The 10,875-nt window shown below is 72.3% G+C and carries 8 protein-coding genes and 1 pseudogene; 5 read left to right on the top strand and 4 right to left on the bottom strand.

All coding sequences use genetic code 11. The annotated features are described in order from the left end of the window. The first annotated feature begins 253 nt into the window (after positions 1 to 253). Complete coding sequence (locus tag ACIQ5Y_RS00680) at positions 254 to 1,417, top strand: Rieske 2Fe-2S domain-containing protein (RefSeq protein ID WP_403873373.1); 1,164 nt, start codon at positions 254 to 256, stop codon at positions 1,415 to 1,417. Between the two features lie 490 nt (positions 1,418 to 1,907). Here ACIQ5Y_RS00680 and ACIQ5Y_RS00675 read toward each other — a convergent pair whose 3' ends face one another. Further along, entirely contained in the window at positions 1,908 to 2,972 is a 1,065-nt protein-coding gene (locus ACIQ5Y_RS00675; protein WP_403873369.1) for a DUF1152 domain-containing protein, read from the bottom strand. Next, positions 2,969 to 4,417, bottom strand: coding sequence for a coproporphyrinogen-III oxidase family protein (locus ACIQ5Y_RS00670; RefSeq protein ID WP_403873366.1), 1,449 nt, complete (start codon positions 4,415 to 4,417; stop codon positions 2,969 to 2,971). The genes ACIQ5Y_RS00675 and ACIQ5Y_RS00670 overlap by 4 nt, the downstream gene beginning before the upstream one ends. A gap of 217 nt (positions 4,418 to 4,634) precedes the next feature. Between ACIQ5Y_RS00670 and ACIQ5Y_RS00665 the strand changes: the two genes are divergently transcribed. Genes ACIQ5Y_RS00665 through ACIQ5Y_RS00650 form a run of 4 tightly spaced genes read left to right on the top strand, consistent with a single transcriptional unit; the run spans position 4,635 to position 9,412 of the window. Beyond that, positions 4,635 to 5,882 (top strand): ATP-grasp domain-containing protein, encoded by a 1,248-nt coding sequence (locus ACIQ5Y_RS00665; RefSeq protein ID WP_403873364.1) that lies wholly within the window; start codon positions 4,635 to 4,637, stop codon positions 5,880 to 5,882. A 3-nt stretch (positions 5,883 to 5,885) separates the two neighbouring features. Then, the gene (locus ACIQ5Y_RS00660; protein WP_403873361.1) at positions 5,886 to 7,157 is read left to right on the top strand and encodes an acetyl-CoA carboxylase biotin carboxylase subunit family protein; all 1,272 of its coding nucleotides are present in this window, start codon (positions 5,886 to 5,888) and stop codon (positions 7,155 to 7,157) included. Next, a complete protein-coding gene (locus tag ACIQ5Y_RS00655; RefSeq protein ID WP_403873358.1) occupies positions 7,154 to 8,398 on the top strand; it encodes an MFS transporter in 1,245 nt (414 codons plus the stop codon). Before ACIQ5Y_RS00660 ends, ACIQ5Y_RS00655 begins: the two co-directional genes overlap by 4 nt. Before the next feature lie 12 nt (positions 8,399 to 8,410). Continuing rightward, positions 8,411 to 9,412, top strand: coding sequence for a GNAT family N-acetyltransferase (locus tag ACIQ5Y_RS00650; RefSeq protein ID WP_403873355.1), 1,002 nt, complete (start codon positions 8,411 to 8,413; stop codon positions 9,410 to 9,412). An 83-nt stretch (positions 9,413 to 9,495) separates the two neighbouring features. Here the strand turns inward: ACIQ5Y_RS00650 and ACIQ5Y_RS00645 are convergent. Beyond that, positions 9,496 to 10,325, bottom strand: a pseudogene (locus ACIQ5Y_RS00645) (IS5 family transposase). Between the two features lie 165 nt (positions 10,326 to 10,490). Then, complete coding sequence (locus ACIQ5Y_RS00640; RefSeq protein WP_403873352.1) at positions 10,491 to 10,862, bottom strand: hypothetical protein; 372 nt, start codon at positions 10,860 to 10,862, stop codon at positions 10,491 to 10,493. Positions 10,863 to 10,875 lie beyond the last annotated feature (13 nt).

Here is a 10,875-nt window from a genome sequence, read left to right as displayed (position 1 = left end):
GGCGCAGGTATCGGGGTCGACTTCGCGCGGGGGGCGTAGCGGAAGCGCTCCGGGTTGGCGGCGAGCCGGGGTAGCGGGCTCAGCCCGCTGCCGGGTGGGGCGGCCGTCGGATCCCGCCGGCCCGTGTGTGGGGCCGTCCGGGTGAGACGTACGGGAGCGGCCGGTGGGACCACGGATCGCGCGCTCCTGCGGACCGTGTTCGTCTTGTCTCGCTGTGCCTGTAGGGCGAATGTCTCGAGCGAGAGGGATGCGCATGACCCAGGAGGCCGACGCCACCACTGCGAGCGGCGGGCAGGGGCCGGATGCCGGCGACCGCGGGACGCGCGAGGTCGATTTGCGGCGCGTGGGGATCGATCCGGACTTCTGGTACCCCGTGGCCCGGTCCGTGGGCCTGCGCAGGGGCAAGGTCCGCGAGGTGTCCTTCGCGGGCCGTCGCATCGCGCTGTACCGGGGCGCCGGCGGGACGGCGTACGCCTTGGAGGACCGCTGTGCCCACCGCCAGGTGCCGCTGAGCATGGGTGTGGTGGAGGGTGAGGTCCTCCGCTGCTGCTACCACGCGTGGGCCTATCGCGGGGACGGCCGCATCTCGCAGATCCCGTATCTCCCCAAGGGCGCAGAGCGGCCACCCCGGGGAGTGCGTTCTTACCCCGTCCGTGAACGCTACGGACTCGTCTTCGTCTTCCCGGGCGACCCCGCCAGAGCCGGGACCACGCCCCTGCCTGTGCTGCCGGAGGCGGAATCGGCCCGGCACCGGACCATGATGTTCACCCGCACGGTGCGCTGCCACTACTCGTTCCTGCACGAGAATCTGCTCGACATGAACCACCAGTTCCTCCACCGGGGTGTCCTGGGCCGGATCCAGCCGAAGCTGCTCGGGTATGACACGGGCCCGAGCTCCGTGGAGGCCAGGTACCTCTTCGTTCCCGCCGGTGGCAGGAAGGACCGAGGCGCGGGCCTGCTGTCCGGCGAAGGCGTGGGCGGCGCTGCGAGGCCCGACGTCGTCACCATCCGCACCCGATACCCGTACCAGACGCTGCGGACCGTCCCCGAGTCGTCCGATACGGCAGCCTTCTCCCTGTGGGCCGCCTACGTACCGGAGGACGTCGAGCAGCGCGTCAGCCGTGTGTTCGGCCTGCTCATGATCGCGAAACCGTCGGTCCCCGGCGCCCTCCACCTGGCCTGGCCGTTGATCCGACGCTTCACCGAGCGTGTGTTCGCCCAGGACCGGATGGCCGTCGAGGCCGAACAGCGGGCCTGGGACGAGCAGGGAGCGGACCTGAACCAGGAGGTCTTCCCGCTGATCCTCGACGTGCGGAAGGTGCTGCGCGCGAACGGCACGCCGCTCGCTTCCCAGCCCGCTTCGCCGGGTTGCCCGGACGCCGGCCTGTGCGGAAACGGCCGGGACGCCCCACGGTGAGACGGTGGGGGCGAACCCTACGGCCGTGGGAAACAGCCCCACGAGTCCGGTGCACAAGCAGTTCACCAGCGCCACCACCTGTAAGGCTGCCGGCACCGGGCCGGCCGGCGACAGCAGCGACAGCAGCACCCCGGCACCCGGCGCACCCCCGTCGGACACCGCCACGGGCGTGCCCCGGCGGGCCGGCAGCAGCTGCGTCCAAGGCCCGTGCACCCGCAGCACGGTCGGCCCGGCCGCCGGCCCCGCCACGAGCACCACGAGCCCGACCCCCGCCACCTCCGCCGCACCGGCCCATGCCGTCCCCGGCGGGCCTCCCGCGCGAACGGCCCCGGCACAGGACCCCGGCCATGTCCGGGCCGCACCAGGAGCGGGCGTCCCGCCCTTGCCGCAGGGCGCGCCCCGGGCCCGGGCGGGCCGAGGCGGTCGGCTCGGCGGGCGCCGTTCGTCGCGCCGCCCGTCCGCACCACGCACCCCCTCGGCCGCGCCCGCCTCAATCGATCGTGAGCACCGGGGTGTCGCTGCCGAGGAGGGTCCGCAGGGCCGGGATGTCCCGCCAGGTGAGGCCCAGGGTGCGGGCGGCGTACCGGAGGGTGACGTGCTCGGCCCCCTCGGCGGCTTGGCGCAGGGTCTTCATCGCGGCGTCCCGGTCGAGGGATGCGGGGCCCCCGGCGGGCGGTTCCTGCGGCGGCGCCGCCCGGGGGACGCGCTCGCTCTCCAGCCCGGGGATGCCGGTGACGCGCTGCGAGATGTCGGCCGCCTCCTGGAGGGTGTCCGGGAGTTCGGCGACGAGGGCCCGTGCGACGGGGTTGTGCCCGAGGGCCTCGGCGAGCGTCAGGTGGTGCAGGCCCGCGGAGGCCGCGGTCAGGCGGAGGGTGCCGCCGACGGTACGGACGGTGCCGCGGGCGCCGTGGAGGGCGGCGGCCCACAGCGCGGAGGCCTCGGAGGGGTGCCAGGCCAGCGCCCGGGCGGCCGCCGCGGCCGCGTCCCGGCCGGGGACGAGGGAGGAGCCCCCGTCCAGGCGGTCGAGGAGGGTGCCCTCCCCGATCTCCCCGTCGAGCCCGGGACCCGCCACGTGCACGGTGGTGGGGACGCCTGCCAGATGGCAGGCGGCGAGGGTGAGGGCGTCCCCGAACGGGCTGCGCAGGGTGGGCTCGTCGCCGTGGGTCAGGATGTCGCCGCCGATGTCGACGACGCGGATCCGCCCGCCCGCGGCGGCGGCCGCCGCGGCGAGCCGCCCGGCGAGGGGAGCGAGCCCCAGCGCCGGGTCGAGCAGCAGCAGCCGGGCCGGCAGGTCGGCGGCGAGGCTGGGCATGGTGGATCCGGCCGGCGGCCTGGCCCGCGTCGCGGCCGTGAACGCCGGGAGCCCGCCGACACCGTCGGCCAGTGCGTCGAAGTCCTCCGCGCCCAGGGGGCCGGCGGTCGGGTCCACCTCCGGGCGCTCCCACGCGTAGGTGGCGATCAGCGGCGGGTCCGGGTCGACGGAGACGGCCCGGGCGGCGATGAGCGTGCCGATCGGATCCCCGCCGCCACCCGCCGCGACGTACAGGTCGCTCATGAAGCGGTCTCGCGGACGCGCAGGTCGACGCCGGTGATGCGTACCGGGGTCGCCCCCATGTTCTTCTGGGCGCGCTTGTTCGCCGCGTGCAGGTTCTCGTAGTACTCGCGGTCGAGGTCCTTGACGGCGCCGGAGTAGAACATCCAGGACAGGACGTCGCGGTACTTGAACCCCTTGGGGGTCAGCTGGACGCGGCGGCCGAGGCGGTGGACGAGCCCGTTGGACTCGGCCGCGTCGAGGATGGGCTCGAACTCGGCGGCGTGCTCCTGGTAGCCGAAGCGGTCGAGCTCGGAGAGGTCGAGGTCGAAGGTGTCGAGGACGAGCCGCTTGCGGACGATCTCCTCGCCGGTCAGCTCGAAGCCGGTGACCGGGCCGAGGTCGTGGTTCTGCGCCCGCTTGATGTAGTCGGCGACTTCGGCCGTCGAGGGCTTCACGCTGCCGCACATGTAGTCGAGCACGCTGGTGTAGGAGCGGGCGCCGACGCCGAGGCCGAGCAGGGGGACGCCGTGGAAGGTGAGCACCTTCTGCGCGTAGCCGCCGCGGCCGGGCTTCTTGTAGCGGACCGAGCCCTCCTGGACGTAGCCGTGGTCGAGGAAGACCTGGCGGGCGTAGTCGTAGCGCTCGTACAACTCGGGCTGCCACATGTACTGGTAGGCGCCGGTCTTGGAGAACCAGGCGTCCGGTCGCACCGTGAGGAAGTAGGTGCTGATGGTGGTGGGCTGGAGCGCCGCCAGCTCGTCCACGCTCTGCCGCCAGGTCTCGGGGGTCTGTCCCGCGAAGCCCATGATCAGGTCGGTGGAGAGGTCCGGCAGGCCCAGCTCGTGCGCGGTGCGGACGGCGCGCCGGATGACGTCCTCGTCCTCGCCGCCGCGGCCGGCTTCCCGGATCTCGCGCGGCACGAGGGACTGGATGCCGACGTTCGCACGGGTCAGGCCCATGTCGATGAGGGCCTTGAACTCGTGGGGCGCGTCGGCGATCGACGACGGGGTCGCCTCCACGGCGACCTCCTCGGCCGTGGAGCGCCAGTTGGGGTAGATCTCGCCGATGGTGCTGAAGATCTGCTCGAAGTGACGCGGCTTGAGCAGGGCGGGGGTACCGCCGCCTATGTAGATGGTGCGCAGCCGCCGGGCCTGGATGATCTCCGCGTGATCGCGGATCTGCGTACAGAGCGCGTCGGTGTAGGCGTCGTAGACGTCCTCGTCCGTACTGATGATCGTGTAGAGGTTGCAGAATCCGCATTTGCGATCGCAGAACGGCACGTGCAGGTACAGGTTGAGCTCGGGGACCTGGTAGTTGGCGAGATCCCTCGCCCACACGTCGGGGATGCTCCACTTGCCCTCGGTGAGCGGGCGGTAGGTGGAGCGCGGCGGGTAGGAGTACTGGTAGGGCGGGATGACGCCCTGGTCGATGTGGTCGGCGAGCTGCTGGTGCAAACTGCTGGTCACGGTTGTGCCTCCCGGAACGGGTAGCGGGCGCGGATTGCCTAGCGTGGCGATCCGATCACGGGACGCATGTCCGATTCCATCGGGTGGGTCGACTAAATACCCTTCGCGTACTGGCCAGTTCGTTGGCAATTGCTCCAAAAGCCCATGCTGTGAGGCGAGTTGTTTTCGTCGGTCAGGCCCATAGCCGTCACACCCGCCCCACGGCTTTGCTGGGGGCATGACGATCGGGGAGGGCCCGCACGGGCCGGGGGTGCTGGTGATCGAGCCGATGGGGAACGCGGGACGGTTCCTCGTCGAAGCGGCCGGCCGGCTGGGGGTGCGCCTGTACGCGGCCACCCACGAGGACGTCCACGACGGCTACCCGCAATGGCTGCGGGCCGCCCTCGCCGGGGTGTGCGCGACGGACCTGACGGACACCCCGCGAGCCCTGGAGGACATGGAGGCCTTCTGCCGACGGCATGCCGTCACCGGGATCGCGCCCGCCTGGGAGCTGTTCACCCCGCTCGCCGCCCTCCTCGCCGAACGCCTCGGCCTGCCCGGCAACGACCCCCGGCTCGCCCACGCGCCCAGGAACAAGATCCTGATGGGGGAGGCGTTCGCCGCCGCCGGGATCCCCGCCCCCCGCTGGGCGGTCGCACACGACGCCGCCGAAGCCCGGCAGGCGGCGGACGCGCTCGGATGGCCGCTGGTGGTGAAGCCCGCCGAACAGGGCGGCTCGTGGGGCGTGTCCGTGGTCGACGGCCCCGACGGGCTCGCCGAAGCGGTCGCCGCCGCCCGGCGGTTCACGCACGCCGGGCCGCACGGCCTGGCACTCGACACCCGCGTCCTGCTCCAGGAGTACATCCCGGGAAGGGAGTACTCCTGCGACACGGTGGTCGCGGGCGGGGTGGCGCACCCGCTGCCGGTCGTCGGGAAGGACACCACCGAGGGCCGCTACCGCATCGAGACCGGGCACACCTGCCCCTCCGGCCTGTCCGCACCGCTGGTCAGGGAGGTCCAGGACATCGCGGCCCGGGCGGCGCTCGCCGTCGGCGTCCGCGACGGCATCGCGCACACGGAGGTGAAGATCCCCCCGGGCACGGGGAGCCCGTACGTCATCGAGACCGGTGCCCGGCTGCCGGGGGACAACCTGTGCGAGGTCGTCGAGGCCGCGACGGGCGTGAACGAAGCGGTGGCCCAACTCCAGGCCGTGCTCGGCCTGGTCCCCGACACCGCCCCGACCCGTGACGACGCGGCGTCGATCCGGTTCCTGCTGCCCGAGCACGGCGGGGTGCTGCGGCGGGTGGAGATCCCCGACCTGCCCGGCACCCACAGCGAGGTGCACCTGAGGCCGGGGGACACCGTGCCGGAGCCGTCCGATTCGGCCTGCCGGATCGGACACGTGGTGGCCCGCGCGGAAACCGCGGACAGGGCACGCGCGCTGGCCGGCCGGGCGGCCGCCCGGTCCCGAGTGGAAGTGGGCTGACGGTTGCGGAAGATAGCCTTCCTGCGGTCGGTGCGGATCCAGCGCGCAGACCCCTACATCCAGCGGGCCGTGCGAGCCCTCGCGGCCGACGGCATCCGATCCGGGCTGTTCCACACCAGCGGCACCGCCGGCGACGAGGACTTCCCCGGACACCGGCAACGCCTCGACCGGGGGGTGACCCCGCGGGAACTCGCGGACGCCGTCGCCGGCTGGGGGGCGGACGCCGCGGTGTCGATCTCCCTGCCCTGCGAGAACGCGCTCCGCGACGCCACGGCCAAGGCCTTCCTGGAGGAGGCCGGCATCCCGACGGTGATGAGCCCCCTCACGGCCACGATGCTGCTGGTGGACAAGTGGGAGACCAAGCAGCTCTGTCGGCGGGCCGGACTCGACGTACCCGACGGCTTCCGCATCGATTCCGACCTGCTCACCGGACGCGGACTCGCGGTACCCGGCTACCGCGACGCCCTGCGCGTCCAGGCCGGGCGCATCGGCTACCCGCTCATGTCGAAGCCCGTATGGGACTCGACCAGCGTGGGAATCCGCACCCTTCACTCGCCCGCCGACCTCGACGCCCACCTCGACCCCGGCCCGCGCCAGGCACCGGCCTTGGTCTCGACGGTGGTGGAGCAGGTCGTCGAAGGCGACCTGTGCAGCGTGGACATCGTGGGCCGCCCCGGCTCCTACCAGGTCCTCCCCTTGTGCTGGACCGGACGCGCCGGGGCGGAACCGGTCTTCACCTTCGCCGACCTGCGCTGGTGCGGTCCCCGCGAAGAGGCGGACGCCGCGTTCACCGGCGTGGCGCGCACCCTCGTAGGGCTCTGCGAGTCCCTCGGGGTCCAGGGTTCCGTCAACGTCGACATGATCTACACCGGCGGCCGGTTCGTGGTCCTGGAGATCAACCCGCGCATCGGCGGCGCCACCACCCTCTCGTGCGCCGCCTCCGGCACCAACACGTTCACCTCCCTCGCCCGCATGGCCCTCGGCCTTCCCCCCGCCGGGGGACCGGCCGGGCGGACCGGCTGGGCCATCGAGTTCCTCGCCCGGGACGGCCTCCCCGCGGCCGTCCGGACGGAACTGGCGCGGCGCGTCCGGCTGGTCACCGCCCACGACCTGGTCATCGACGGCGTCTCCCAGGGAGACATCGTGGTGATCACCCTCGCCGAAGGCGAGGAGGACCGTACGGTCAAGGCCCTGACGGAGCTGCACGAGGCCACCGGCTTCCCCGCGACCGAGGTCATGGGGAAGATCCGCGCCCTGCTGAACCCGAGCCCGTGAGCGCGGCCCCGGACACCCGCCGCCGTCCGAGCGTCGCCGACCGCCTCGGACTGCCCGCCCTGCGCGGGCACGGCCTCTTCATCACCGGCAACCTGATCGACTCCGTCGGCAACGGCATGCTCCTGCCCCTCGGGCTCCTCTACTTCACCGACGTCCAGAACGTTCCCCTGGCACAGGTCGGGGTGGCCATGACGGTCGGACAGGCCCTGGCCCTGCCGGTCACGTTCCTCGCCGGACGCCTCATGGACCGCATCGGCCCCAAACGCGTCGTGGTATGGGCCAACGTGCTCTCCGCCATCGGATTCGCGCTCTTCCTGCTCGCCCGCGAGACATGGCACGTCGTCGGCGTGTACGTGCTCGTCCAGGCCGGCATCAACATGTACTTCACCGCGCAGCGCACCCTGATCACGCACGTCACCCCGGCCGCCGAACGCCGCTCCTGGTTCGCGTTCACCGGCTCGCTGCGCAACATCGGGCTCGCCGTCGGATCGGCCGTGGCGGCCGGCGCCCTGACACTGTTCGGCGACGGCTCGCTGCGCTGGCTGATCACGGTCGACGCCGCGACCTACCTGCTGGCCGCCGCGTGCTTCGCCGCCCTCACCACCACCCCGCCGCAGCCCGACGGCGCACCACCCGACGACCACGTGACCAGCGCGGACCACACCCGCCGCTACCTCCTCCTCGTCGCGGTCAACATCCCCTACGTCCTCGCCCAAGCCGTCCTGTCCGTCCTCGTCGCCGTCTACACCACCCGTGTCCTGGCCCTCCCGGCCTCGGCGGCGAGCCTGCTGTTCGTCGTCAACACCGTCATCGTCTCCGCCTGCTCGACCGCCATCACCGCACACCTGGCGCCCAAGGTGCCCCGCCGCGCCGTTTCCGGCGGATACCTGATCATGACCGTGGGCATGGCGGCGTTCGCGCTCCCCGCGCTCACCGGGGCCGCCGCCACCGCCTGGACGGCCCTCATCGCGGCGATCGTCCTGTTCAGCGTGGCGGAGATCCTGCTCGGGCCGGCGCTGAGCGAGCTGTCGGTGACCCTCACGCCCCAGGCGGCCGGGGGCTTCACCCAGGGCCTCTACCAGTTCTCCTGGGCCCTCGGCATGGTCGCCGCACCCGCCCTGTTCACCCTGCTCCTGGAGGCCGGTTCCGTCCTCCCGTGGGCCGTCGAGGCCGCCGTCTGCCTGATCGCCGTATGCGCCGCCCCGGCCCTCAAGGTCCCCAACAGCCAACGCGACCACTGAAGGATCCCCCCGTTGATCACGAGCATCATCCATTCCCTCGACGAGATCCCCGCCGCGGAGTGGGAACACCTCGCCCGCCCGGCCGGGGTGTACCTCTCCCACAGGTGGCTCTCCGGAGAGGCCCAGGACCCCACCGCCGCCAGCGCGTACGCACTCGTACGGGAACTCGACGGCACGCTCCTCGCCGCCACCCCGCTCCACCTGGTGCGGGAGGAACCGAACGACGCCTACCAGCCCGAGACCGTCCTGCCCCCGCACCTGCGGCCCCGGGTGATCGCCGGCGCTCGCCGCGGCTACCACAACACCCCCCTGACCGCCCCCGGCCTCGACCCCGCCCGCCGCAGCGCCTGCCTCACCCTCCTCCGGGACACCGCACGACAGTTCGCCGGCCATCACGGCACCACGCACTGGTGGCCCTACCTCACGGCGGAAGCCACCGAGCTGCTCGCCCCGCTCTACCCCGCCCCGCCCCTGTACCTGGAGGACGACGCCCTCCTCCCGCTCCCCGGCAGCTCCTTCGACGACTACCTCGCCTCCCTGCCCTCGCGGCGCCGCGTAGGCATCCGCCGCGAACGCCGCGAGTTCGCCGAGGCGGCTCTCGACGTACGCCGCCACCCGCTCGCGGACTGCTTCGAGGAGGCCGGGGCCCTCCTCGCCGGACACCAGCAGGACCACGGCCACGACCGCGACGGCACCGACGCGATGACCGCCCTGCTGAAGCGCCAGGCCGCCATGATGGGCGACGGGGCACGCGTGGTCGCCGCCCACGACGGCGACCGAATGATCGGCTTCTGCCTGTACTACCACTACGGCGCCACCACCTGGCTCCGTGCGGTCGGCTTCGACCGCGACCACCCGGCGCCCTACCTCTACTTCAACCTCACGTACTACCTCCCCATCGAGGACGCCTACGCCCACGGCACGACCGCCCTGCACGCGGGCATGACCACGATCGAGGCCAAGCGCCGCCGCGGCGCAGCGGTCTCCCCGCTGCACGCCCTGGTGGACCGCTGAAGACAACCAGGGGGCGGCTGGCCTCCGGGCCAAGGCCCCGCGAAGGCCTCGTTTCGGGCTCTTGTGGGGTTGTCGTCAATGTGTCATGCCCGCATCAGGAGTGATCCCAGGGTGACGGATGCCGTGTTGGACTGGGCTGTCTTGTCGTACCTGGTGGCGATGCCGCGCCACTGCTTGAGGCGGTTGAAGCATCGTGCGACGACGTTGCGGCGTTCGTAGACTCTGCGGCCGAATGCCGGCGGGCGGCCACCTCGGCTGCCTCGCCGGGCCCGGTTGCAGACCTGGTCGGACCGCTCGGGGATGGTGTGGGAGATGCCACGGCATCGCAGCCGGGTGCGGATGGCATTCGAGCCGTAGCCCTTGTCGCCGATGACGTGATCGGGCCGGATACGCGGGGCGCCCAGGCCCGACGCGAGGCACCCGTATCGCGTCCATCACCGCGGTGAACCGGGTGCAGTCGTTGGTGTCGGTGCCCGTCAGCACGAAGGCGAGCGGACGGCCGGCGCCGTCGCAAGCCAGGTGAATCTTGCTGGTCAGGCCGCCGCAGGACCGTCCGAGTGCCGGGCTGCGGAGCCCCTATTCGTGCCCCCGCCGCGTGCTGATGAGTACGGACGACGGTCGAGTCGACCGACACCAGCCACTCAATGTCACCGGCAGCGTCCTCGTCGGCCTGGGCGGCCTGGAGCATCCGCTCGAACGTGCCGTCAGCGGCACACCGACGGAAGCGAGTGTGGAGGCCGGCCCACGAACCGTATCGCTCTGGCGCATCGCGCCAGGCGACCCCGGTTCGAAACGTCCACACGATCCCGTTGGGGACTGTCCGGTCGTCCAGCCGCGGTCGCCCCAGCACCGGCCGGGGCGGCATGGGCTGCACGAGTTCCCACTCGGCATCGGACAGTTCATGGCGGCCTATCACCACCCCGTGATCCACAACCCGAGATCACTTTGACGACAGACCCTACGGCGGCCGGCACGGTCGAGCCCGGTGGGTGACGAACCGACGACACGGAGGAGTGACCGCAAGGCAGGCGCCATCCCGGCTGGTTGTGCCTCCGACCCCCGTGACTCCGTACCGGCCTCAGTCGACACCTTGCAGGTAGACACGGCTGCTGTGGGCGTCGATCTGCGCCACTGCAACCTTGAGCCAGTTGAGGCCGCCCTCGCAGGGAGCGCACACCTGGCCTTCCCTGACCTGGGGGAGCGAATCCGGTTCCGGGAGTCCCAGGTGTGCGAACGGTGTGGCCGGTGTCGCCTCCGCGGCGAAGGGTTGCTCACGAAGTCGGAGGGGTCGCTCCGGCTTCAGCCGGCTGAGGAAAGGGTCCACGGCATCCCTCGGCAGGAGGAAGGACATGATCAGGCCGTCGTCCTGGAACCCGTTGCGGCGCGCTGCGGCGGTTCCGGTCGCTGTCGAGGGGACCACCACGCGCAAGGCCTGGGCGACGGAGTCCACGGTGGCCCCCTCT

Origin of the sequence: Streptomyces sp. NPDC096339 (assembly GCF_044762985.1) — a bacterium.
In the GTDB taxonomy this organism is placed as follows: domain Bacteria; phylum Actinomycetota; class Actinomycetes; order Streptomycetales; family Streptomycetaceae; genus Streptomyces.
Note: the sequence above shows the minus strand (reverse complement) of the source record. Positions and strands in the feature narration are given on the sequence as shown.

Bases quoted from the DNA above. Each gene is read 5' to 3' on its own strand.
- ACIQ5Y_RS00675 (WP_403873369.1), bottom strand. From the start codon at position 2,972: ATGAGCGACCTGTACGTCGCGGCGGGTGGCGGCGGGGATCCGATCGGC.
- ACIQ5Y_RS00665 (WP_403873364.1), top strand. From the start codon at position 4,635: ATGACGATCGGGGAGGGCCCGCACGGGCCGGGGGTGCTGGTGATCGAG.
- ACIQ5Y_RS00680 (WP_403873373.1), top strand. From the start codon at position 254: ATGACCCAGGAGGCCGACGCCACCACTGCGAGCGGCGGGCAGGGGCCG.